The 22,947-nt window shown below is 71.8% G+C and carries 24 protein-coding genes and 1 tRNA gene; 15 read left to right on the forward strand and 10 right to left on the reverse strand.

Going from position 1 to position 22,947, the window contains the following annotated elements; all coding sequences use genetic code 11:
• The first annotated feature begins 10 nt into the window (after nt 1–10).
• Entirely contained in the window at nt 11–625 is a 615-nt protein-coding gene (locus ABZX75_RS05415; RefSeq protein WP_355408090.1) for an RDD family protein, read from the forward strand.
• A 52-nt stretch (nt 626–677) separates the two neighbouring features.
• Here ABZX75_RS05415 and ABZX75_RS05420 read toward each other — a convergent pair whose 3' ends face one another.
• The 5 genes from ABZX75_RS05420 to ABZX75_RS05440 all read right to left on the reverse strand — a co-directional run bounded on the left by ABZX75_RS05420 (nt 678) and on the right by ABZX75_RS05440 (nt 4,010).
• Nucleotides 678–1,649 carry an NAD(P)-dependent alcohol dehydrogenase gene (locus ABZX75_RS05420; RefSeq protein ID WP_355408092.1) on the reverse strand — a complete coding sequence of 324 codons (972 nt, stop codon included), beginning with the start codon at nt 1,647–1,649 and terminating at the stop codon, nt 678–680.
• A complete protein-coding gene (locus tag ABZX75_RS05425; RefSeq protein WP_355408094.1) occupies nt 1,646–1,879 on the reverse strand; it encodes a helix-turn-helix transcriptional regulator in 234 nt (77 codons plus the stop codon). Before ABZX75_RS05425 ends, ABZX75_RS05420 begins: the two co-directional genes overlap by 4 nt.
• Nucleotides 1,873–2,301: a hypothetical protein gene (locus ABZX75_RS05430; RefSeq protein WP_355408096.1), complete on the reverse strand. Its 429-nt coding sequence runs from the start codon at nt 2,299–2,301 to the stop codon at nt 1,873–1,875. The genes ABZX75_RS05425 and ABZX75_RS05430 overlap by 7 nt, the downstream gene beginning before the upstream one ends.
• Before the next feature lie 117 nt (nt 2,302–2,418).
• Nucleotides 2,419–3,354 (reverse strand): serine/threonine dehydratase, encoded by a 936-nt coding sequence (locus ABZX75_RS05435; protein ID WP_355408098.1) that lies wholly within the window; start codon nt 3,352–3,354, stop codon nt 2,419–2,421.
• A 14-nt stretch (nt 3,355–3,368) separates the two neighbouring features.
• The gene (locus tag ABZX75_RS05440) at nt 3,369–4,010 is read right to left on the reverse strand and encodes a TetR/AcrR family transcriptional regulator (RefSeq protein ID WP_355408100.1); all 642 of its coding nucleotides are present in this window, start codon (nt 4,008–4,010) and stop codon (nt 3,369–3,371) included.
• 220 nt (nt 4,011–4,230) lie between these two features.
• Here ABZX75_RS05440 and ABZX75_RS05445 point away from each other — a divergent pair, with 220 nt between their 5' ends.
• The 7 genes from ABZX75_RS05445 to ABZX75_RS05475 all read left to right on the forward strand — a co-directional run bounded on the left by ABZX75_RS05445 (nt 4,231) and on the right by ABZX75_RS05475 (nt 14,167).
• Complete coding sequence (locus tag ABZX75_RS05445) at nt 4,231–5,922, forward strand: alpha-galactosidase (protein ID WP_355408102.1); 1,692 nt, start codon at nt 4,231–4,233, stop codon at nt 5,920–5,922.
• Between the two features lie 22 nt (nt 5,923–5,944).
• Complete coding sequence (locus ABZX75_RS05450; RefSeq protein ID WP_355408104.1) at nt 5,945–8,299, forward strand: alpha-N-acetylglucosaminidase; 2,355 nt, start codon at nt 5,945–5,947, stop codon at nt 8,297–8,299.
• Nucleotides 8,300–8,536: 237 nt separating this feature from the next.
• On the forward strand, nt 8,537–9,001 hold the full coding sequence (locus tag ABZX75_RS05455) for a hypothetical protein (RefSeq protein WP_355408106.1): 465 nt from the start codon (nt 8,537–8,539) through the stop codon (nt 8,999–9,001).
• A complete protein-coding gene (locus ABZX75_RS05460) occupies nt 8,994–10,028 on the forward strand; it encodes a polyprenyl synthetase family protein (protein WP_355408108.1) in 1,035 nt (344 codons plus the stop codon). The genes ABZX75_RS05455 and ABZX75_RS05460 overlap by 8 nt, the downstream gene beginning before the upstream one ends.
• A gap of 169 nt (nt 10,029–10,197) precedes the next feature.
• A complete protein-coding gene (locus ABZX75_RS05465; RefSeq protein ID WP_355408494.1) occupies nt 10,198–11,319 on the forward strand; it encodes an oxygenase MpaB family protein in 1,122 nt (373 codons plus the stop codon).
• A 154-nt stretch (nt 11,320–11,473) separates the two neighbouring features.
• On the forward strand, nt 11,474–13,144 hold the full coding sequence (locus ABZX75_RS05470; RefSeq protein WP_355408109.1) for a molybdopterin-dependent oxidoreductase: 1,671 nt from the start codon (nt 11,474–11,476) through the stop codon (nt 13,142–13,144).
• Between the two features lie 9 nt (nt 13,145–13,153).
• Nucleotides 13,154–14,167 (forward strand): SDR family oxidoreductase, encoded by a 1,014-nt coding sequence (locus ABZX75_RS05475; RefSeq protein WP_355408111.1) that lies wholly within the window; start codon nt 13,154–13,156, stop codon nt 14,165–14,167.
• Here ABZX75_RS05475 and ABZX75_RS05480 read toward each other — a convergent pair.
• Nucleotides 14,158–14,925 (reverse strand): TetR/AcrR family transcriptional regulator C-terminal domain-containing protein, encoded by a 768-nt coding sequence (locus ABZX75_RS05480; RefSeq protein WP_355408113.1) that lies wholly within the window; start codon nt 14,923–14,925, stop codon nt 14,158–14,160. The genes ABZX75_RS05475 and ABZX75_RS05480 overlap by 10 nt on opposite strands.
• A 133-nt stretch (nt 14,926–15,058) precedes the next feature.
• On the opposite strand from ABZX75_RS05480, the gene ABZX75_RS05485 reads away from it, so the two are divergent.
• A complete protein-coding gene (locus tag ABZX75_RS05485; protein ID WP_355408496.1) occupies nt 15,059–17,329 on the forward strand; it encodes an excinuclease ABC subunit UvrA in 2,271 nt (756 codons plus the stop codon).
• Between the two features lie 24 nt (nt 17,330–17,353).
• Here ABZX75_RS05485 and ABZX75_RS05490 read toward each other — a convergent pair whose 3' ends face one another.
• On the reverse strand, nt 17,354–18,421 hold the full coding sequence (locus ABZX75_RS05490) for an enoyl-CoA hydratase/isomerase family protein (RefSeq protein ID WP_355408115.1): 1,068 nt from the start codon (nt 18,419–18,421) through the stop codon (nt 17,354–17,356).
• Between the two features lie 88 nt (nt 18,422–18,509).
• Between ABZX75_RS05490 and ABZX75_RS05495 the strand changes: the two genes are divergently transcribed.
• Nucleotides 18,510–19,070 carry a dihydrofolate reductase family protein gene (locus ABZX75_RS05495; RefSeq protein ID WP_355408116.1) on the forward strand — a complete coding sequence of 187 codons (561 nt, stop codon included), beginning with the start codon at nt 18,510–18,512 and terminating at the stop codon, nt 19,068–19,070.
• A gap of 77 nt (nt 19,071–19,147) precedes the next feature.
• Here the strand turns inward: ABZX75_RS05495 and ABZX75_RS05500 are convergent, their stop codons facing one another.
• Together ABZX75_RS05500 and ABZX75_RS05505 are read right to left on the reverse strand one after the other, a co-directional pair.
• A complete protein-coding gene (locus ABZX75_RS05500) occupies nt 19,148–19,627 on the reverse strand; it encodes an ATP-binding protein (protein WP_355408118.1) in 480 nt (159 codons plus the stop codon).
• Between the two features lie 166 nt (nt 19,628–19,793).
• Nucleotides 19,794–20,171, reverse strand: coding sequence for an STAS domain-containing protein (locus ABZX75_RS05505; protein ID WP_355408120.1), 378 nt, complete (start codon nt 20,169–20,171; stop codon nt 19,794–19,796).
• 138 nt (nt 20,172–20,309) lie between these two features.
• Between ABZX75_RS05505 and ABZX75_RS05510 the strand changes: the two genes are divergently transcribed.
• The 5 genes from ABZX75_RS05510 to ABZX75_RS05530 all read left to right on the forward strand — a co-directional run bounded on the left by ABZX75_RS05510 (nt 20,310) and on the right by ABZX75_RS05530 (nt 22,584).
• A complete protein-coding gene (locus ABZX75_RS05510; protein WP_355408122.1) occupies nt 20,310–20,480 on the forward strand; it encodes a hydrophobic protein in 171 nt (56 codons plus the stop codon).
• 56 nt (nt 20,481–20,536) lie between these two features.
• On the forward strand, nt 20,537–20,713 hold the full coding sequence (locus tag ABZX75_RS05515; protein ID WP_355408124.1) for a CsbD family protein: 177 nt from the start codon (nt 20,537–20,539) through the stop codon (nt 20,711–20,713).
• A 142-nt stretch (nt 20,714–20,855) separates the two neighbouring features.
• On the forward strand, nt 20,856–21,299 hold the full coding sequence (locus ABZX75_RS05520; RefSeq protein WP_355408126.1) for a MarR family transcriptional regulator: 444 nt from the start codon (nt 20,856–20,858) through the stop codon (nt 21,297–21,299).
• On the forward strand, nt 21,289–21,840 hold the full coding sequence (locus tag ABZX75_RS05525) for an aspartate carbamoyltransferase (RefSeq protein ID WP_355408127.1): 552 nt from the start codon (nt 21,289–21,291) through the stop codon (nt 21,838–21,840). The genes ABZX75_RS05520 and ABZX75_RS05525 overlap by 11 nt, the downstream gene beginning before the upstream one ends.
• Nucleotides 21,841–21,909: 69 nt before the next feature.
• On the forward strand, nt 21,910–22,584 hold the full coding sequence (locus ABZX75_RS05530) for a class I SAM-dependent methyltransferase (protein WP_355408129.1): 675 nt from the start codon (nt 21,910–21,912) through the stop codon (nt 22,582–22,584).
• A gap of 184 nt (nt 22,585–22,768) precedes the next feature.
• Here the strand turns inward: ABZX75_RS05530 and ABZX75_RS05535 are convergent.
• A tRNA-Pro gene (locus ABZX75_RS05535) sits at nt 22,769–22,842 on the reverse strand.
• Between the last annotated feature and the right edge of the window lie 105 nt (nt 22,843–22,947).

Raw genomic sequence — 22,947 nt, forward strand, 5'->3', positions numbered from 1 at the left:
AGATTTCGCCATGAGCTTCGGCGACCCGAACAACCCGTACGGCCAGCAGCCCCCGCAAGGCCAGCCGGGCTACCCGCAGCAGGCGCCGCAGGGTGTGCCCCCGCAGTACGGCTATCCGCAGCAGGCGCCGCCGCCGTACGGCGCGTACCCGCCGGCGGGCATGCAGGGCGGCATGCCGGGGATGCCGGGCATGCCCGGCGCCGGACTGCCGCCGCTGGCGCACTGGGGCCAGCGCGTGGGCGCGTACCTGCTGGACTTCCTGATCATCGCCGGCCCGATGTACGCGCTGGGCTTCATCGACCTCGCCACCAGCGACAATCCGGACGAGCCCGGGTTCCTCTTCATCATCGGCGTGCTGTACGCCATCGCGATGGCCGTCTTCCAGCTCTACAAGGAGGGCAAGACCGGCCAGTCGACCGGCAAGAAGGTCCTCGGCATCAGCCTGCGCCGGGAGGCCGACGGCAGCACGCTCGGCTTCGGCATGGCGCTGGTCCGCAAGCTGGCCCACATCCTCGACGGCCTGCCCTGCTACATCGGCTGGCTGTGGCCGCTGTGGGACGAGAAGAAGCAGACCTTCGCCGACAAGGTGTGCAGCACCGTCGTCATCAAGGTCGACAAGGGCTGAGACGACCGCCCGGACCCGAGAGCGGCCACCTGGTGCATCACCTGCCGTCGCATCAGATCCGGACGACGAGCTTGCCCCGTGCGTGGCCTTCCCTCAGGTAGCGGATCGCGTCGGGGACCTCCGCCAGTGCGTACGTCCGGTCCACGACGGGTGTCACCGAGCCGGCCTCGATGAGTTCCGCGAGGGTCTGGAGATCGGCGTGGCGTTCCACGGAGGCGAGCCCGCACAGCCGTTGGGCGACGAACGGTGACAGCAGCAGCGCGCGCAACTGACGGTCGTTGCCACCGATCCACCGGCCGCCGCCCTCACCGCCGACGATGACGAGAGTCCCGCGGGCGGTGAGGGCGCGGCGGAGCCGGGGCAGGGGCCGGTTGCCCGCGATGTCGATGACGAGGTCGTACCGGCGGCTTCCGTTGGTGGGGTCCTCGCGCGTGTAGTCGAGGACCTCGTCGGCGCCGATCGCGCGGACCAGGTCCGTCTTGGCGGTGCTGCACACGCCGGTGACGTGGGCCCCGAAGGCCTTGGCGAGCTGCACGGCGTACGTGCCCACGCCGCCCGACGCCCCGAGGACGAGCACGGTCTGCCCGGCCCTGACCCGTCCGGCGTCGCGCAGGGCCTTGAGGGCGGTGCACGCGGAGACCGGAACGGCCGCCGCCTGCTCGAAGTCCAGGTTCCGCGGCTTCAGGGCGAGTCTGTCCTCCTTGGCGCAGGCGTATTCGGCGTACGACCCGTCGCAGCTGCCGTACACCTCGTCACCGGGCTGGAAGCGAGTGACGCCCGGGCCGACGGCCTCCACCTGCCCCGAGACGTCCATGCCCCGTACGCGCGCCTTGGGCGCCCGCAGTCCGAAGCCCGCGGCGCGGATGAGGTACGGCATGCCCGCCATGAGGTGCCAGACCCCTTGGTCGACGGCCGCCGCGCGGACCCGTACGAGCACCTCACCCCTGCCCGGGACCGGCCGGTCGATCTCTTCGAGCCGTAGGACGGAGGGCGGTCCGTACGTGTCGTGCAGCATGGCCTTCATGAGTCGTCTCCCTCGGTCGCGGGGTACTGGAACACGGCGTCGAGCGGCACGCCGAACACATGGGCGATCTGGAAGGCCTTTTCCAAGGAGGGCGAATAGCGGCCCTGCTCGATGGCGATGACGGTCTGACGGGTCACGCCGATGCGGCGGGCGAGTTCGGCCTGCGTCATCTCCCCGCGGGCGAAGCGCAGGGCCCGGATCGCGTTGGTGACCCTCGTCGGCTTCACCACGGGTGGAAGCCCAGCCGGTAAGCGACGAGCTTCGCCGTGGATCCGAGGATCGCCGACAGGACGAAGGCCAGATAGATCACGTTGGCGATCCAGAACTGGTCGGCCTCCGCCATCGCCAGGACGAGTCCGGCCACCCCGCCGATTACGACGAACGACTGCCCGATGTGCTCACCGAAGCGGCCGATCTCGCGGTCGCGCTGGTCCTTGGTCCGGGCGTCCTCGGGCGTGAGGGCCGCCGCGACGATGTGCAGCGTGATCGATGCCGCGATCGACGCGCCGACCGTCCACAGCAAGGCGGACACGTAGGGCTCCTGGGCGAGTGGCGCGTCACCGGGCCGGCCGAGAACGACGGCCAGGTACGTCGCGTACGACACGACCGTGACCACGATCATGATCCAGGCGCGTTTCTCTTCGAGTGCCACTCCAGCTCCCCATGTAAAGAAAATTCGACACTCTGGAGTGTCAAGCACTCCGGACATGATGTCAAGGATTCTGTACACGACGGTCCGTGATGCGGCCGGGTGCCGACGGGGCGGCCTTCAGGCCGCGGGGGCCACCAGGTCACCGGGGTCCGTGTTGGCCCCGCAGAGGACGACGGCGACCCGCGCGCCCAGCGGCCGCGGCGCACTCCGAAGTGCGGCCAGCGCGGTGGCGGCGCCGGGCTCGACCACGATCCGGTGCTCCTCCCACAGCGCGCGGCGGGCGGCCGTGATCGCCGCGTCGGGGACGAGGACGGAGCGCACGTGTTCCTCCCGCGCGGCGGCCAGCGCGTCCGCCGAGACCCGGGTGGCCCCGAGGGAGTCGGCGGCGACCGAGTCCACGGCCACGTCCACGAGACGACCGGCCTCCAGGGCCGCGTTCAGGGCGCGGCAGTTCTCCGGCTCGGCCGCGATCACCTCTACGCCGTACTCCCGCGCGGCGGTGGCGATCCCGGCGAACAGCCCGCCGCCGCCGACGGCGACGACCACGGCGTCCAGCCCGGGCAGCGCCGCCCGGATCTCCTCAAGCAAGGTCCCCGCACCCGCCGCGATGAGCGGGTGGTCGTAGGCGTGGCTGCTCAGGGCCCCGCTGCCGGCCGCGAACTCCTCGCAGGCGGCCAGGGCTTCGGCGTAGCGGTCGCCGACGAGCCGCACCTCGGCCCCGTATCCCCGCAGCCGTTCCACCTTCACGCGCGGGGCCGTGGCGGGCAGGAACACGGTCGCGGGCACGGACTGCGCGCGGGCCGCCCAGGCGCAGGCGAGGCCCGCGTTGCCACCGGAGGCGATGGTGACTCCGGCGGCCGGGAGGGTGCCCGCCTGGTGGTGCGCGGCGAGGAAGTTGCGGGCGCCGCGGGCCTTGAAGGAGCCGGTGTGCTGGAGGTACTCCAGCGCGTACCAGACGCCTTCCGCGGCGGGTGCTACGGCGACGGGCCGTATCGCGCCGGCGATCCGGTCGGCGGCCGCGCGCACCGCGGCGTGGTCGAGCTGCTGTTCCATGGTCGGACTGCCTTTCAGACGGCGGGCCGGGCGGCCTCGATCAGCTGGCGCAGGGCCCCGTAGTACACCTCGTGGTCGGTCAGGGGGGGCAGTACGTCGGCCAGTCCGCCGGAGAGCACGGGAAAGCGCTCCGGATCCAGTGCGGCCAGGGCCGCCCGCGAGGCGGCGGTGACTCCGGCCGGGTCGCGGTGGTCGACGAAGGCGGCGCTGCCGAGGGTGAGCAGGTACATGCGGCGGTAGGCGGTCATCGCCTCGGCGGCGGTCATCCCCGCGGCGACACCGTCGGCGAGCGCGGGCTCGACGAGCCGGGCGAGCAGCTGCCGGCCGAGCCAGGGCCGGCCGCCGCGCAGGATCAGCAGTCCGGGGTGGGCGGTGAGGAGCAGGTAGAGGGAGACGAACCGCCGCTCGGTGGCCTCGGCCCAGTCGGTACCGGCGGGGATCTCGGGCAGTTGCGCGGCCAGGTGCTCGGTGCACAGGTCCAGCAGGCCGGCGAGGTCGTTGCAGCGGCGCTGAACGGTCGCGTGGGAGACGTCGAGCCGCTCGGCGAGGGCGCGGAAGCTCAGCGCGCCCGGCCCTTCGTCATCGAGGATCCGCAGGGCGGTGACGGCGATCGCCTCGGGCGTCGCGCGGTTCAGGGCGGCTGATCTTCGGGGCATGCGATACAGCGTAACAGACGCCGTAAGAGCCAGTGTAAAAGTCACCGTAAGAGACGGTGGCACATACGTCGCATCACTTCTTCGCATGACATCGACTGCGGCCATATTGCTGGTCATTGAGCAACAACCGGCGACTTATGTTGACAGCGGGTAGTCACACCGCTGCACTGGGCGCACGATCGCCCCCTCGGTCCACCCGCCCCCACGTCAAGGAGACTCCGTGCCGCCTCGCCTGCGCGCCTCGCTCCCCTGCCTGACCGCGGCCGCCCTGCTCGCCCTCGCGCTCTCCCCCGCCGCCCCGGCGGCGGCCGACCCGACCGCGACCTCGGACACCCCGCTCGCGCTCACCCCTCCCATGGGCTGGAACAACTGGGCGCACTACATGTGCGACATCGACGAGGCCAAGGTCGTCGCGAACGCCGACGCGCTCGTCTCCACCGGGCTCGCCGCCAAGGGCTACGACACGGTGACCGTGGACGACTGCTGGATGACCAAGAGCCGCGACGCGCAAGGCGCTCTGGTGGTCGACACGGAGAAGTTCCCCCACGGCATGGCCTGGCTCGGCGACTACCTGCACGCCAAGGGCCTGAAGTTCGGCATCTACCAGGACGCCGGCCACCTCACCTGCGAGCGGTACCCGGGCAGTGGCGCCCCCGAGGGCGGCGGCGCGGACCACTACGCGCAGGACGCCCGGCAGTTCGCCGCCTGGAAGGTCGACTACGTCAAGATGGACGGCTGCAACGTGTGGGTGCCGGAGGGCAAGACGAAGGAGCAGGCGTACCGGGACGCGTACAACGCCGTCGCCCGGGCGCTGCGCGCCAGCGGCCGGGACATGGTGCTGTCCGCCTCGGCGCCGGCCTACTTCCAGCAGGGTGAATGGGGCAGCCCCGACTGGCACAAGGTGCTCGGCTGGGTCGGCGAGACCGGCCAGCTGTGGCGCGAGGGCCGCGACATCCAGGTGTACAAGCCGGCCGCTCCCGCCACCTCGCGCTGGAACTCGGTGATGGGCAACTACGGCTACAACCGCTGGCTCGGCCGGTACGCGGGCCCCGGCAACTGGAACGACCCCGACTTCCTCATCGCGGGCGCACCGGGGCTCACGGAGGCCGAGAGCCGCAGCCAGGTCGCCCTGTGGGCCATGATGGCGGCTCCGTTCATCCTCTCCTCCGAGGTCTCCGAGCTCACCCCCGCCGGGCTCGCCGCCCTCGGCAACACCGACCTGATCGAGCTGGACCAGGATCCGCTGGGCCGTCAGGGCGCGGTGGTCTCCTCCAACGCCACCTTCGAGATCCTGGTCCGGCCGCTCGCGAACGGCGACCGGGCGGTGGCCGTGCTCAACCGCTCGGGCAACACACGGGACATCTTCGTACCGCTCGCCGAGATCGGGCTGCCCTCCTGCACGGTCAGCGCGAAAGACCTGTGGAGCGGGGAACGCCACACGGTCACCGGCAGCTTGACGGGACTGCTGGCCCCCCACGACACGGCGGTCTGGCGGCTCACCCCGCAGGGCTGCGCCGACGCCGTGCCCACCGGGCAGATCACCGGCAACGGCGTCAAGTGCGCCGACGGCGCCAACACCACGGGCGTCGACGCGGTGGTGATGTCCACCTGTACCGGGGCTCCCGACCAGCGCTGGGTCCTCGGCGAGGACGCGAGCCTGCGCCTGGCCGGTCAGTGCCTGACAGGGAGCAGGAACGGCCGGGTGGAGCTGGCGGGTTGTTCGGCCTCGCCCGCACCCCAGACGGGGCAGAGCTGGACGCACCGCCGCGACGGCGCCCTGATCGAGAAGGCGAGCGGGCTGTGCCTGACGGCGCCCGCCGCGGCCGCGACCCCGGACGCACCGGCCGAACGGCTGCGGCTGATCGCCTGTGGCGACCACCGGGTCGACCAGGCCTGGTCCCTTCCGGTCTGACGGCGAACGGATGACGAACTCGATGCCGCGAAGCAGGCGCCGGCCGCTCCGCCCCGCACTCCCCCGCCCGCTTGCCCGGCCGTTCCCCCGACTTCTGCCCCGACTGCTGCCCCGTCCTGTCACCCTCGCGGCTCTTCCCGCCGCGCTGCTGACCCTGATCTGCGCCGCGTCGGCGCCGGGCGCGACCGCCCCGGCAGCAGGCTCGCCCGCGCGGGCCGACGTACAGCCGGACGGCGTACGGGCGGCCGCACCCCGCGCCCGCACCTTCGACCCCGCAGCCGCGCGGGCCTCCCTGAAGCGCCTGCTGCCACGGCACGCCGGGCAGTTCACGCTCGTGCCCGAACCGGCAGCCCGGGCCGACACCTTCACCGTCTCCGGTACGGCGGGCGCGATCACGGTGCGCGGGAGCACCGGCGCCACCCTGCTCACGGGCGTCGGCTGGTACCTCCAGCACATCGCCGGGGCCGACATCGGCTGGCCCGGTGACAGCCTCGGGATGCTGCCGGACAAGCTGCCGGGCGTCCCGGCCCCGGTCACCCGCAGCGCGCTCGTCCCGCACCGGTACGCGCTCAACGACACCGACGACGGATACTCGGGCCCCTACCGCTCCTTCGAGGAGCACCAGCGGCAGATCGACCTGCTCGCCCTGCACGGGGTCAACGAGGTGTTCGTGCAGGTCGGGACCGAGTACCCGTACTACCGCGCGCTCCAGGCCTTCGGCTACTCCGCCGAGGAGCTGCGGAAGTGGATCCCCGCCCCCGGTCACCAGAGCTGGTGGCTGCTGCAGAACCTGAGCGGTTTCGGCGGCCCGGTCTCCGAGCGGCTGATGCGGGAACGGGCCGCGCTGGGCGGGCGGATCGCCGAGCAGCTGCGCGGCCTCGGCATGACCCCGGTGCTGCCCGGCTACTTCGGCACCGTGCCCCCGGAGTTCGCCGCACGCAACCCGGGGGCGACGACGGTGCCCCAGGGCGAATGGGCGGGGTTCGACCGGCCGGACTGGCTGGACCCGGCCTCACCGGTGTTCGGAAAACTGGCCGCCGCCTACTACACCGAGCAGCGCGCGGTGTTCGGGGACAGCACGATGTACCGGATGAGCCCGCTGCACGAGGGCGGTCAGACCGGCACGGTCGATGTCAGCTCGGCCGCCCGCGCCATCCAGAAGGCGCTGCACGCCGCCCGCCCGGGCGCGCTGTGGGCCGTGCTGGGCTGGCAGGACGATCCGACCAAGGAACTGCTGGCCGGGGTGGACACCTCGAAGCTGCTGATCCTGGACGGGCTGTCGGACCGCTACAACCGTCTCGACCGCGAGGCCCGTTGGGGTGGCACCCCGTACGCCATGGGGACCATCTACAACTTCGGCGGGCACACCACGATCGGCGCGAACACCTCCGTGTGGATCGACCGCTTCGGCGCCTGGCGCGCCAAGAACGGCAGCGTGCTGAGGGGCATCGCCTACCTGCCGGAGGCCACCGGGACCAATCCGGCGGCCTTCGACCTCTTCACCGACCTGGCGTGGGAGCCCGGGCCGATCGACCAGCGGAAGTGGTTCGCCGATTTCGCGGCCCGCCGCTACGGCAAGCCCGACGCCGAGGCCGCCGCGGCCTGGGAGGAGCTGCGCAAGGGTCCGTACAGCACCTCCTCGGGGCTGTGGTCCGAGTCGCAGGACAGCCTCTTCACCGCCCGGCCGAGCCTGACCGCGACGGGAGCGGCGTACTGGAGCCCGAAGTCCATGCGCTACCCGGCCGATTCCGTGCGCCGGGCCCTGGACCACCTGCTCCGGGTGGATCCGCAGCTGCGCGGCTCCAGTGCCTACCGGTTCGACCTGGTGGACACGGCACGCCAGGCCCTCGCCAATCACGCGCGGGTGCTGCTGCCGAAGATCAAGGCGGCGTACGAGGCGAAGGACCTCCCCCGCTTCCGCGAGCTGACCGGCGAATGGCGCAGCGCGGAACGGCAGTTGGAGGCGGTCACCAGCTCCGATCCGAACTTCCTGCTGGGGAAGTGGCTCGGTGCGGCCCGGTCCTGGGGCGCCGACGAGGCCGAGCGGGACCGGTACGAGTACGACGCCCGCTCGATCCTGAGCGTATGGGGCCGCCGTGGCACCAGCGAGGGCGGTTTCCTGCACGACTACGCGAACCGCGAATGGGGCGGCCTGATCGAGGAGCTGTACGCCCGGCGGTGGGCGCTCTACTTCGCTTCGCTGGAAGAGGCCCTGGCAGGGGGAACCGCGCCGCGGGGGATCGACTGGCACACCGTCGAGGAGGAGTGGGCCCGGCGCACGACCCGGCATCCGCAGGAGCCGGCCGGGGATCCGTACGCGCTGGCCGTCGGGATCGCGGCGTTCCTGTCCTTGTCCCCGGGGGCCACCTCCGGCTGATCTACACGACGAAGGGCGTTGACGATCACTTCATACGGTGATCGTCACCCTCCCGTGGGAATCTCGGTACCCGTGCGAGGGAGAAGTCGCCTGGCGATGCTTCCCGCAGGGCGGACAGTCGGTTCACTGGGCGCGGAAACGATCAGGGGCGGCTGCCGGAGCGATCCGGCGGCCGCCCTTTCCGACGCCATGACGCCGACGCCATGACGGCATCAAGCCATCAGGAGTGCACCGAGCATGTCCCAGACCGATCAAGAACGGCTTGAGCGAGAACGGCTTGAGCGAGAACGGCTTGAGCGAGAACGCCCGGAGCAGGAGCGGCCTGCGCAGGAACGGCCTGAGCAGGAACGGCCCGGGCCGGACCGACCGGAGCCGGAACAGCCCGCGGCCCCCGGGCCCGCCACCGGATCGACCGCCGGGGGCCGCAGCCCCGCCGCGACGCTGGAGCTGCTGGCGCTCCTCGCCGCCGGGGCCGCCGATCTGGCCCTCGACCAGTTGCGGCAGACCGCCGACCGGGCGCAGGACCTGATGCGCCGATCCGACCTGCGGGAACTGCTCACGGAGGGGGTGGTGGAGCTGCGCAAGCGCGGGGAACTCGCCACTCGCCGGGCCGGCGCCGGTCCCGAAGGCGGTATCACCGAGAACTACTTGGAGACCATGGCCCGCCGGGCCGCGGAGAAGGCCGGCCGCCCCCGTGCATGACCACACCGGCTTCCAGGAGCGCATCGACGAGGTGCTGGTCCGGCTGGCCGACGAGGAGGAGCAGGCCCTGCTCGGCCTCAACACGGAACTCTCGCCGCTGTCCGAGCAGTTACGGCGCTCGCTCGCGCACGGGAAGCGCATCAGGGCCGCGTTCCTGTACTGGGGTTGGCGCGCGGCCGGGCAGCCCGACTGCGAGGGGGTGATCCGGGCCGCGGCCGCGATGGAGCTCGTGCACGCGGCGGCCTGCACCCACGACGACATCATCGACGACAGCCCGATGCGGCACGGGCAGCTCACCGCCCACGCCGCCTTCGCCTCGGCGGGCCGGCGCTCCACCGCGCTCGCGATGATCCTCGGCGATCTGCTGATGGGTTACGCGGGCCACGTGTTCACCACGTGCGGGCTGCCGGGTGCCTATCTCGCCAGGACCGTCCCACTGTGGTCCACGCTGCTGCGCGAGACGATGGCGGGCGAGTTCCTGGAGGTGCTGCGCACGGACGCGGGGCCGAACCGGGAGCCGCACGTGGCGGAGTCGCTGGAGGTGTGCCGCTACAAGACCGCGAAGTACACCGTGGAGCGGCCACTGCACCTCGGGGCGACCCTCGGCGGCGGCTCGCGCGCCCTGCTGGACGTCTTCTCCGCCTACGGGCTCCCCCTCGGCGAGGCCTTCCAGCTGCGCGACGACCTGCTGGGAACCTTCGGCGACCCCGCCAGAACCGGCAAGTCCAACCTGGACGACCTGCGGGACGGCAAGCCCACCGCCCTGCTCGCCCTCACCGTGGCGGCCGCCGACCCGGACGACCGGCGGCTGCTGGCCAAGCTGGTCGGAAATCCCGAGCTCGGCGCCGAAGAGGCGGAATCAGTACGGCAGTTGATGGAGCGGTGCGGGGCGAAGCAGGGAGTCGAGGACATGATCCGGGAGCGGATCGCCCGGGCCACCGGCGCGCTGGTCACCGTACCGATGCCGGCGGAGGCGCGCTCCGCGCTGCACGAGCTGGCCGGCGCGGCGGCCGACCGGTCGGTGTGACCGCGTCCATCGCCCCGCACGGCGATCCCGGCCGACGTGGAAGAAACCGACGAGAAGGACGAGAAGGACTGACGTGAACGCCACCAAGACCGCCACCAAGACCGGCGCCAAGGCCGGCGCCAAGCCCGGTGCCCCGCAACCGCGTTACGACGACGCCGCGCTCGACGCGCTGCTCGTCCAGGGCGATCCGCTCGCCGACGAGACCGTCGCCACGATGTTCCGCCGCGGGGAGATCGGCGACCTCAACACCCTGATGCGGTTCTTCACCACCACCGGGGACAAGCTCCCCGAGAAGCTGCCGGCCTCCGCCGCCGAGTACTTCGAGGCCACCGCCATGCCCCCCACCTGGGTGGACTGGGACATCATGGAGCAGGCCCGGCTGTTCTTCATGGACAACGCCGCGCACATCAACACCGGCCTCTCCTTCTCGGCGATGCCCACGACCTACGCCGTTCCCCGGCTGGCCCGGCTGCTCTCCTCGACGCACTCGCTGGCGTACCCCTCGCGCCGGATGGCCAACACCGGGCAGTTCGTCACCTACCTCATGCAGACCAACTCCTTCGCCGAGGGCAGCAAGTTCATCCCGGCCGCCCAGAAGGTGCGGCTGCTGCACGCCGCCGTGCGCCACCACCTGCGCGAGGGCGGCCACTGGGACCTCGAGCGGGACGGACTTCCCATCTGCCAGGAGGACATGATCGGGGGTCAGGTCTGCTTCTCCCTGCTCGTCCTGGACGCGATGCACCAGCTCGGCATCCACATGAGCGAGGACGGCGCTGAGGCCTACTTCTACGCCTGGCGGGTCGTCGGGGCCATGCTGGGCTGCGACATGTCAGCCGTCCCGGAGAACCTCACCGAGGCACGCGCCTACTGCGATCTCTACCTCCTGCGCAACCTCGGCCCCTCACCCGAAGGGGTCCGCCTGAACGCCCAGCTGCTGCGGATGTACGAGGACGTGGTCCCCGGCACGCTCTTCGACCCGATCGTGCCCGCCACGGTCCGCTACCTGGTCGGGGACACCATCGCCGACTGGCTGGAGATCCCGCGCAGCGGCTGGGACACGGCGGCGAAGGCCATCCCCGTCATCCTCGGGCTGCTGGAGACCGTCGAGGACAGCAGCCCGTACGCCGAGTGGGCGCTCGACAAGGCGGGCTCGCTGCTCTCCGGCTTCGAGCTGGCCACACTGACCCGCGGGCGGGTGATGCACCACGCCATCCCGGCGGAGCTGAAGACCGAGTACGGGGTGAAGCCGCCCCGCACCGGGCGCTGGGTGCCGCCGGCTCCGGTGCACTGACCAGGGGCGCGCTGCTGGGGTACGCGGCGGCCGGGGACGGGCCGGCCGGGCGCAGGTGGAACGGTGCCGGCCTTTCCCCGCCCCGCACGGCCTCGTAGAGTCGGCGTTACCGAAGGGGGCAGCTGGGGGCGATCAGGGCGGACGGTGACTCCGAATGACCCCTCCGAAGGCAGACCCGCAGCGCCGGCGGCACCTGCTCGGCGCCCTCAGCGGGATCGTCGCCGCATGCGCCGGGCTGGCTCTCGCCGAGCTGGCCACGGCGGCCGTCCGGCCGGAATCGTCCCCGGTCACCGCCGTCGGCGGGGCCGTGGTCGACGGTACGCCCGTGGCCCTCAAGGAGTGGGCGGTCCAGCAGTTCGGCACCGCCGACAAGCTGGTGCTGACCCTCGGCATCGTCGCCGTACTGGGCGCGGTCGCCGCCGGGACCGGGATGCTCGCCGTCCGCCGCCTCCCCGCCGGACTCGCGCTCGCCTGTGGCTTCGGGCTGGTCGGGGCGGCGGCCGCGCTCAGTCGGCCGCAGGCCGGCTGGCGGGACGCACTGCCCTCGCTGGTGGGCGCACTGGCGGCCTCCGGCGTGCTGCATCTGCTGGTCACCGCGGTGAACCGGCCCCGGCCGGCCGGGGCCCCGGCCGGCGCCGCCTGGGCGATGGACCGGCGCGGCTTCGGGCGGCTGGTCGCCGCCACCCTCGCGCTTTCGGCCGGGGCCGGGGTGGCCGGGCGGCGGCTGGGCGCCTTCGGATCGGCCGGGGCGACGGCCTCCCGGGAACGCTTCGTCCTTCCCCGGCCCGCCGTGCCCGCGCCGCCGGTACCAGCCGGAGCGGACCTGCGGCTGCCCGGGCTCTCGCCCTTCCTCACCCCCAACCGGGACTTCTACCGCGTGGACACCGCCCTCGTCGTCCCGCGCGTGGACGCGGACACCTGGCGGCTGCGCATCCACGGCGAGGGGGTCACCCGGCCCGTCACCCTCGACCTGCGGGAACTGCTCGCCCGCCCGCTGGTCGAGCACGACACCACCCTCACCTGCGTGTCCAACGAGGTCGGGGGCCCGTACGCGGGCAACGCGCGCTGGCTCGGCGTGCGCCTCGCCGATCTGCTCCGGGAGGCGGGGGTACGGCCGCCCTCCCAGGGCGGTCCGGCCGACCAGCTGGTGGCACGGTCGGTGGACGGGATGACGATCGGCACGCCCGTCGAGGCCGTCATGGACGGCCGGGAGGCGCTGCTGGCCGTCGGGATGAACGGCGAGCCGCTCCCCTTCGCGCACGGCTTCCCGGTACGGATGATCGTGCCGGGCCTGTACGGATACGTCTCAGCGTGCAAGTGGCTGCGGGAGCTGCGCCTGACGACCTTCGACGCCTACGACGCGTACTGGGTGCGCCGTTCGTGGGCGGCGCGGGCCCCGGTCAAGACCCAGTCGCGGATCGACACCCCCCGTGCGTCCACCGGCCTCGCCGCGGGCCGGGTCGCGGTGGCCGGGGTGGCCTGGGCGCAGCACCGGGGGATCTCCGGCGTCGAGATACGGGTCGACGGCGGCCCGTGGCAGGAGGCGCGGCTCGCGGCCACGGACGGCGATGACACCTGGCGCCAGTGGATGTGGCCGTGGGAGGCGACGCCCGGACGGCACACCCTGGAGGTCCGCGCCACGGACCGCACCGGCGCCGTCCAGACGGGCGAGCGCAGGGGGACCGTCCCCGACGGGGCGACCGGGTGGCACGCGGTGGTGGTACGCGTATCCCCTCCCGGCGCGGGGCGCACCGCAGGGGAGGACGACCTCCGCCACGGCGCCGGTGCCGCGGACTTCTCCCGTGGCCGGCGGGCCGCGGCGTAGAGTCGGGCCATGCCGGAGGGACAGCGGACACCGCGGGTACAGCAGACCGCCGAGGTGCGGCAGGCACCGGATGTACGGCAGACAGCGGATGTACGGCAGGCACCGGATGCGCGGCGGCCCCTCGTCGGCAAGGTCGCCCTCGTCGCCGGAGCCACGCGGGGAGCGGGCCGGGGCATCGCGGTCCAACTGGGCGCCCAGGGCGCGACCGTGTACGTGACGGGGCGCAGCACCCGCGGCAGGCGCTCGGAGTACGACCGGCCCGAGACGATCGAGGAGACCGCCGAGCTGGTCACGGCGGCGGGCGGCCGGGGCGTCGCGGTGGTCGCCGACCACCTGGAGCCCGGGCAGGTCGAGGCGCTGGTCCGGCGGATCGACACCGAGCAGGGGCTCCTGCACATCCTGGTCAACGACATCTGGGGCGGGGAGCTGCTCTTCGAGTGGGAGAGCACGGTCTGGGAGCACGACCTGGACAAGGGGCTGCGCCTGTTGCGGCTGGCGGTGGAGACCCACGCCGTCACGAGCCATTTCGCGCTGCCGCTGCTGCTGCGCGAGCCGGGCGGGCTGGTGGTGGAGATGACGGACGGCACCGCCGAGTACAACGCGACGCACTACCGGGTGTCGTTCTTCTACGACATCGCCAAGTCCTCCGTCCTTCGGATGGCTTTCGCCCTCGGGCACGAGCTGGGGCCGCGCGGGGCCACCGCGGTGGCGCTGACGCCCGGCTGGCTGCGCTCGGAGATGATGCTCGACCACTTCGGCGTGACGGAGGCGAACTGGCGGGACGCGCTGGCCACGGTTCCGCATTTCGGCATCTCCGAGACGCCCTCGTACGTCGGCCGGGCGGTCGCGGCGCTGGCCGCGGATCCTCGGGTGGCGCGCTGGAACGGGCAGTCCCTCTCCAGCGGACAGCTCGCCCGGGTCTACGGCTTCACGGATCTCGACGGCAGCAGGCCGGACGCCTGGCGGTACTTGGTCGAGGTCCAGGACCCGGACCGGCCGGCGGACGCCACCGGCTACCGCTGAGGCGCCCGGCTCTCGATGAGGCGGGCCAGCCCGTCCAGGACGCACCGGAGGCCGAACGCCCAGACGGTCTCGGGGTGGTAGCCGCCCACCGCGCTGCCGACGCGGTCGGCCAGGGGGTAGCGCTCGGGGTCCATGGCCCGCTCCAGCAGCGGCGCGCTGACCGCCCACCACTCCTCGTCGCTCTGCCTGCTGTTGTGCGCCGCGGCATCGGCCGCGGCCAGGGTGTTGGCGTGGACGAAGCCCAGGAGGTGGGTCAGGGCCGCGTCCATCTCGACGTCGGTGAGGCCGATGCCGTCGAAGGCGGCCAGCTCGTACTCGTATTTGGAGATCACTCCCGGGCCCAGCGGCGGGCGGGTGACTGACAGGTCTGCGATCCACGGATGACGCAGGATCAGGTCGCGGTTGTCCTCGGCGACCCGGGTGACCTTCACCTGCCAGGGCTCCCCGGCGCCGGCCTCCCTCCGCTCCATATGCCGGTAGGCCTCGTCCAGCATGAGGTCGAGCAGTTCGGCCTTGCCGGGAACGTACGTGTAGAGGGTCATCGGCGTCACCCCGAGGCGCTGGGCCAGCGCCCGCATGGTCAGCGCGGCCAGCCCCGCCTCGTCGGCGAGCGAGATCGCGGCTCCCACCACCGCGTCCACGCTGAGTCCCTGCCGGGGGCCGCGTCGCCCCTGGTCCGCCTCGTACCCGGGCTCTCGCCACAGAAGCTCCAGTGTGCGGACGGGATCGCCCGCCCCGCTCCGGTCCTTGGCCGCCATGCCGGCTCCTTCCAGCTCGCCCACTAATTCTCTACGCCGTATAGAGTACAGTGTAGAAAGTAAGCTCGAGACATCGCCACCGCGAGGAGTTCCCGTGCAGATCACCAGTACCGCCATATCACTGAACACGGAGCTGCGCGAGGAGCCCGTCGCCGCGGACAGCCATCAGCTCATCCAGGTCCGCGGAGCCCGGGAGAACAACCTCGCGGACATCTCCCTCGACATCCCCAAGCGCCGCCTCACCGTCTTCACGGGAGTCTCCGGCTCCGGGAAGTCCTCCCTCGTCTTCGGCACCATCGCCGCCGAGTCGCAGCGGATGATCAACGAGACGTACACCGCCTTCGTCCAGTCCTTCATGCCGAGCCTGGGCCGGCCGGACGTGGACGGGCTGCACAATCTGAGCGCCGCCATCGTGGTCGACCAGGAGCGGATGGGGGCCAACTCCCGCTCCACCGTGGGCACCGCCACCGACGCCTACACCATGCTGCGGATCATCTTCTCCCGGCTCGGCGCCCCGCACATCGGCACCTCCAGCGCCTTCAGCTTCAACACCCCGGACGGCATGTGCCCGCGCTGCGAGGGCATCGGCGAGGTGTCCGACATCGACGTGGACCAGCTGGTGGACCGGGACCGCTCCCTGAACGAGGGCGCGATCACCGTCCCGGGCTTCGCCGTGGACTCCTGGTACTGGCAGATCATGGCGAACTCCGGCTTCTACTCGCCCGACACGAAGCTGAAGGACTTCACCGAGCAGGAGTGGGCGGACTTCCTGCACAAGAGCCCGGTCAAGGTGAAGGTGGGGTCCAACAACTTTACCTACGAGGGCCTGATCACCAAGATCAGCCGCACGTACCTCGCCAAGGACCGCGAGTCCATGCAGTCCCACATCCGGGCCTTCGTGGACCGCGCCGTGGTCTTCACCGACTGCCCGGACTGCGGCGGCACCCGCCTCTCCGCCGCCGCACTCTCCTCGCGCATCGACGGGGTGAACATCGCCGAGTGCTCGGCGATGCAGATCAGCGACCTCGCCGCCTTCGTCCGCCGGATCGACGACCCCGGTGTGGCGCCGCTGCTCGCGAACCTGCGGGACCTGCTCGACTCCCTCGTGGAGATCGGCCTCGGCTACCTCAGCCTGGACCGCCCTTCGGCCACCCTCTCCGGCGGTGAGGCCCAGCGGGTCAAGATGGTCCGCCACCTCGGCTCCTCGCTCACGGATGTCACGTACGTCTTCGACGAGCCCACCACCGGCCTGCACCCGCACGACATCCAGCGCATGAACGACCTGCTGCTGCGGCTGCGCGACAAGGGCAACACGGTGCTGGTCGTGGAGCACAAGCCCGAGGTCATCTCGATCGCGGACCACGTCGTCGATCTCGGCCCGGGCGCCGGCACGGCCGGCGGGCAGATCTGCTACAGCGGTGACGTGGCGGGGCTGCGCACCTCCGGCACCCTCACCGGCCGTCACCTCGAACACCGGGCGCGGCTGCGGGAGTCGGTGCGCACTCCGCGCGGGCACCTGTCGGTCAAGGACGCCGATCTGCACAATCTCAAGGACGTCAGCGTGGACGTGCCGCTGGGGGTGCTGACGGTGGTGACGGGGGTCGCGGGCTCCGGGAAGAGTTCCCTGATCCACGGGTACCTGGCGGGGCGGGACGGCGTGGTGGTGGCCGACCAGTCGCCGATCCGCGGCTCACGCCGGTCCAACCCGGCGACGTACACCGGCCTGCTGAACCCGATCCGGACCGCCTTCGCCAAGGCCAACGGGGTCAAGGCGGCGCTCTTCAGCGCGAATTCGGAGGGCGCCTGCCCGAACTGCAACGGCATCGGGCTGGTCTACACGGACCTGGCGATGATGGCCGGGGTGGCCTCGGTGTGCGAGGAGTGCGAGGGCAAGCGGTTCACGCCCGAGGTGCTCACCTACCGGCTGCGCGGCAAGAACATCAGCGAGGTGCTGGACATGCCGGTGGCGCAGGCGTACGAGTTCTTCACCACCGGCCAGGCGCGGGCGATCTTGGGCCGACTCGCCGACGTGGGCCTCGGCTACCTGCGGCTCGGGCAACCCCTCAACACCCTGTCGGGCGGCGAACGCCAGCGGCTCAAGCTGGCCATCAGCATGGCGGAGAAGTCCTCGACGTACATCCTGGACGAGCCGACGACCGGCCTGCACATGGCCGATGTCGACAAGCTGCTCGCCCTGCTGGACCGGCTCGTCGACGACGGGAACTCGGTGATCGTCATCGAGCACCACCAAGCGGTGATGGCCCATGCCGACTGGCTGATCGACATCGGTCCCGGTGGCGGCCACGCCGGCGGCGAGGTCGTCTTCGAGGGCACTCCGGCAACGCTGGTGGCCGAAGTGGACACCCTGACGGCACGCCACCTCCGGGAGTACGTGGGCTCGTAGCGCCGGCGTTCGCGGTGTCCGGGCTCAGCCGCGACTGAGCCCGGACACCGGGATGTGCAGCTCGCGTTCGGCGCCGAGCGGGGCGAAGAACCGGTCCACGTCCGCGTCCGTGACGGCGGCCAAGTCCGGCGGGGACCAGCGCGGGTTCCGGTCCTTGTCGATGACCTGCGCCCGGATTCCCTCCACCAGGTCGGGGGAGCTCAGCGCATTGCAGGAGACCCGGAACTCCTGGGCCAGCACCCGCTCCAGCGAACCGAGCCCTGCGGCCCGGCGCACGGCGGCGAGGGTGACCTTGAGCGCGGTCGGCGACTTGCCGAGGATCATCTCGGCGGCCTCCTTCGCGGCCGGGTCGCCGTGGCCGAGCAGCCGCCCCACGATCTCCTCGACGGTGCCGGCCGCGTAACCGTGGTCGATCCAGGGCCGCTGCCCCGCGAGTTCACCCGGCCCGGGGGCGCCGGCATAGCCGGGCAGCACCTCGTGGACGGGGGCTTCGGCGAGCTCGCCGACGAGGTCCGCGAGCCGGCCGGCGGGCACGAAGTGGTCGGCGAGGCCGCACAGCAGCGCGTCGGCGGCGCCCACCCCGGCGCCGGTGAGGGCGAGGTGCGTACCGAGCAGGCCGGGGGCGCGGCCCAGCAGACGGGTCCCCCCGACGTCGGGGACGAAGCCGATACCGGTCTCGGGCATGGCGACGCGGGAGCGCTCGGTGACGATGCGGACGCTGCCGTGGGCCGAGACGCCGACGCCGCCGCCCATCACGATGCCGTCCATGAGGGCGATGTACGGCTTGGGGTAGCGGGCGATGCGGGCGTTGAGCCGGTACTCGTCGCGCCAGAAGTCCGCGGAGGCGGTGGTGCCGGCCCGGGCGTCGTCGTGGATGGCACGGATGTCCCCGCCCGCGCACAGGCCGCGCTCGCCGGCTCCGCGGATGAGGACCTGCCGGACGGCGGGGTCGTGCTCCCAGGCGGTCAGGGCCTCGGCGATCCGCAGCACCATGGGATGGGTGAGGGCGTTGAGGGCCTTGGGGCGGTTGAGGGTGATCACCCCCGTCCCGCCTTCGATGCCGAGCAGGACGGTCTCGTCTTCGGTCTTCACACCGATCAGTATGTGGGGTGGGGTATCGCGGCGCGTCGGGGCCCGAGGGAGGACGCTGTCGGCCAACCCGGGCGTAGCGTAGGCCGGTATGCGGAAGATCATTCTGATGATGTCGGTGTCTCTCGACGGATTCATCGAGGGTCCCGAGCGGCAGATCGACTGGCACCTCGTCGACGACGAGCTGCACCAGCACTTCAACGACGAACTCCGTTCGATGGGCGGTTTCCTCCACGGCCGTGTCACCTACGAACTGATGGCACGGTTCTGGCCGACGGCCGACGCCGATCCCGAGAGCCCGCCGCCGATGGCCGAGTTCGCGGGCATCTGGCGCTCGATGCCGAAGTACGTGTATTCGCGCACCCTGCGGGAGGCCGGCTGGAACTCCACGATCGTGCGGGACGTCGTTCCGGCGGAGGTCGCCGCGCTCAAAGCGTCCGAGGGTGGTGACCTGGTGCTGGGCGGAGCCGGTCTCGCCGCCGCGTTCCTGCGCCACGATTTGGTGGACGGCTACCGGATCTACGTACACCCCGTGCGCATCGGCCGCGGCACACCGCTCTTCCCGCCCTCCGACACCCGGACACCGCTGCGCCTCGAAGGCACCCGCGCCTTCGGCAACGGCGTGGTGCAGCTCCGGTACGGGCGCCCGTAGGCAGCCGCTGAGCCCCGCCGCTCCACGGGGCGGCGGAGATCACCGGTCGGGGCGTCACCGTCACCGGGGCGTCACCGTCACAGCCCCGGTGTCCTGACCGGTCCGCTCTCCCCCCGGTGCCGTACCGCAGACGGGACGGGCACTTCCAGCCAGACGCACTTGCCCTCCGGCAGCGGCTGGGAACCCCACTTCCGTGCCAGCCGTTCCACTATGAGCAGCCCGTGGCCGCCCGGCCGTCCCGGATCCGTCAGCGGTCGCGCCCGCACGGGCACCGGCGGTGCCGGGTTCCCGTCGGTCACCTCCACCCGCAGGCGGTCCTCGGTGCAGTCCAGCAGCAGCGAGCTGGGGCCGCCGCCGTGCAGGCACGCGTTGGCGACCACCTCCGACACCAGCAGGAGCACGTCGTCCACGGCCTGCCGGTCCGTCTCCTCCTCGGCCGGGAGCCAGTGCCAGGCGGTCAGGGCCCGGCGGGTGAAGTCACGGCTGCGCGTCACGACATCGGTGGTTCCGTCCAGCACCAGGTACCAGGTCCTGTCGGGTGACCCCCGCTGCTCCATGGCGCTCGAACTCCTCCGTGTCGACGAAGCGATCTCTCGAAGTACCGATATCTCGATGGAAGGACCGAAGTACCGAGTATCGAATACCGAAATACCAAGTACCGAAGTCCCGGGACGCCCGGCCACGGACGCGGCCGACGCACCGGCAGGTCCGGGCATCCGCCTGCTAGCCGACCGCCGGACCACTCCGCTGGCCCAGCGCTTCCGCCACATCGGCATGCACGGGGAACACCCCGTCCGCGCCGGTGATGTGGAACATCCGGGCGACCGATCCGCGCAGCCCCGCCAGCTCCAGGCTGCCGCCGGCCTCCTGGGCCGTGAGCCTGCTGTGCAGCAGCACGTTCAGCCCGGTGGAATCGCAGAATCCCAGCTCCGAGAGGTCCACCAGCAGCCGACCGCCCGGGGTGACCGCCGCGTCGAGGGCCTCCCGCAGGGGCTGTGCCGTGTCGTGATCGAGCTCCCCCGCCAGCTCCAGGACCACGGCACCGCCGTCCATGGTCCGTACCGCAACGGTGAAGCGCCCGCTGTCCGCACCCGGAACCATCCTGCATCACCCTTCCGTTCTGCCCAGGCACCTTCCCGATAGCGACGGGGATACGCCTGCGCAACGCATGATGTGCGGCTTCCGGGGCAGGCGCCCGGACGGAAGCCAGTCGAGACCATTGCCACTGGAGGCATCGACATGATCCCGCTCCTCCTCGTGCTCCTCCTCATCCTGGTCCTCTTCGGCGCCGGGTTCGCGGTGGAGGTGCTGTGGTACATCGCCATTGCCGTCCTGGTGCTCTGGCTCCTGGGCTTCCTGGTCCGCGGCACGGCAGGCGGCGGCGGACGGGCTCGCTGGTATCGCTGGTGAAACCGCCGCGACCGCGTCACGCACCGCAGCGAACGCACCTACGGAAGGACGCTCTCATGATGGACAAGGCGAAGGCCAAGGCCAAGCAGGTCAAGGGCAAGGTCAAGGAGAAGGCCGGAGACGCGACGGACAACCCGCGCATGAAGTCCGAAGGGACGACGGACAAGATGACCGGCAAGGTCCAGGAGACGGCCGCGAAGGCCGCCGAGCGGATGAAGCGCGACAAGCGCTGACCCGGCCCCCTGCCCCGACCGCCGTAACAGCCCCCGAGCGCCCGCCGCTCGGGGGCTGCAGTCTTATACCCGTGGGGGTATACGGAGGAACGACCGACCGAAGTAGTTGCACCCTGGGACTAAATGGTTCTAGAGTGCAACCATGTCCGGTCCTGCCGACGACGCTTCCACCGAAGCGTTCTCCGATGCCTTCGTCCGCTTCGTGCGGACCTTCGGGCTGCTCGACGCCGACCGCACCCCGTGCGGCGCGCCCATGTCCACCGCCGAGGCCCACGCACTGACCGTGCTGCGCCCCGGCCGGATGTCCCAGCGGGCGCTGGGCGAACGTCTGCGCCTGACCAAATCGACCACGAGCCGGCTCGTCGACCAGTTGATGACACGCGGCTGGGCCGACCGGGCGGCAGACCCCGCCGACGGGCGCGTGCAGCGCGTCGGGCTGACCGAACCAGGGCACAAGGTCGCCGCCGACGTGGCCCGCCGCCGCGCGGACCGGCTCTCCACCCTGCTCGACAAGGTGCCCGGGGACCAGCGCCCGGCCGTGATACGAGCACTCCGCCTCCTGGAGGAAGCAAGCCGTGAACTGTGAAGGAACCGATCCCGCAGGCGCGTTCGGCGCCAGCGGACCGACGCCGCCCCGGCCCGGGCGCACCGTGCCCTCGGCCGTCCTGCTTCTCGCCCTGCTGGTTTCCGGCTGCGGTGTGTCGGCGAAACCGGCCTCCGTGGAGTCCCGGCAGGAGCAGATCGCCCGCAACGGTGCATCGGTGATGCCGTTCGATCTGGAACGGACCACGCACCGCTTCACGCCGGCTGCCGACGGGCTGCTGGAGGAGGTGGTCAGCGACGCGCCCACGGACGCCGAGCAGATCCGCCTGATCCGCGAGCACCTGACACACGAGGCGCAGCGGTTCCGCCAGGGCGACTACGCCGACCCCGCCCGCATCCACGGCGCCGCCATGCCCGGACTCCAGGAACTGAGCGCGGGCGTGGCCAGGATCGAGATCACCTCCACCGAGCGGCCCGACGGCGCCGCCGTGCGGTTCCGCACGAGCGACGCCGCGCTCGTCAAGGCCCTCCACGCATGGGGAGCCGCGCAGACATCCGACCACGGGGCGCACGCCGATCAGTGACGGCGAAACCCGCCGGCAGGGGCAGGACCCGGCCCCGAGGCCGTACGACGAGCAACAGAGGAGCAGCAGATGGTCGCGCAGGAGAGTGACGGCCGGCTGGCAGGCGCGCAGCGCGAGCACTGGCAGAGCACCTACACGGCCCATCCCGCTCTCTACGGCGAGGAACCCTCCGCCCCCGCCGCTCACGCGGCCGGCGTGTTCCGTGCCGCCGGGGCGAAGGACGTCCTCGAGCTGGGCGCCGGGCACGGACGGGACGCCCTCTCCTTCGCCCGCCGGGGTTTCACCGTCACGGCCGCCGACTTCAGCCCCGCCGGGCTGGAACAGCTCGAGGAAGCCGCCACCGCCCAGGGCGTCGCCGGACGGGTCACCACCGTCGTCCACGACGTCCGTGAACCACTGCCGCTGCCGGAGGCCTGCGTCGACGCGGTCTTCGCCCACATGCTGTTGTGCATGGCCCTGTCCACGCAGGAGATCCGCACGCTGGTCGGAGAGATCCGCCGCGTCCTGCGGCCGGGCGGCACCTTCGTCTACACCGTCCGCCACACCGGCGACGCCCACTACGGCGCCGGCATCGACCACGGTGACGACATCTACGAACACGGGGGCTTCGCCGTGCACTTCTTCCCCCGCCACCTGGTCGACTCCCTGGCCGACGGCTGGACCCTCGCAGAGGTCCACGCGTTCGAGGAAGGCGATCTGCCCCGCCGCCTGTGGCGAGTCACCCAGACCCTGCCCTCACGGTGAGACCGCGCCGCACCCGCCGTCCCGCTCCCCTGGTCCGCCGACGAGAAGGGGCGGTACCCAACCCTGGGTTCGAGCGGTCGTTGCAATGCCCCAGGAGATGCGACGGACTTCGATGAGCCCCAAAACGATCAAGGGGCCGTTTCAGATTGCTCTGAAACGGCCCCTGATCTGCGACTCTTTCGAGTCGGGACGACAGGATTTGAACCTGCGACCCCTTGACCCCCAGTCAAGTGCGCTACCAAGCTGCGCCACGTCCCGCTGTGCCTTCGGTTGTGCTTTCGACTGGGCTTCCCCTGTCCCCGGCGGCACATGCAGAACATTACCCCACGCCGAGGGGTGTGCACGCACCGGTAATCGGCGACC

This window comes from Streptomyces sp. NPDC003038, from assembly GCF_040611115.1.
Lineage (GTDB): Bacteria > Actinomycetota > Actinomycetes > Streptomycetales > Streptomycetaceae > Streptomyces.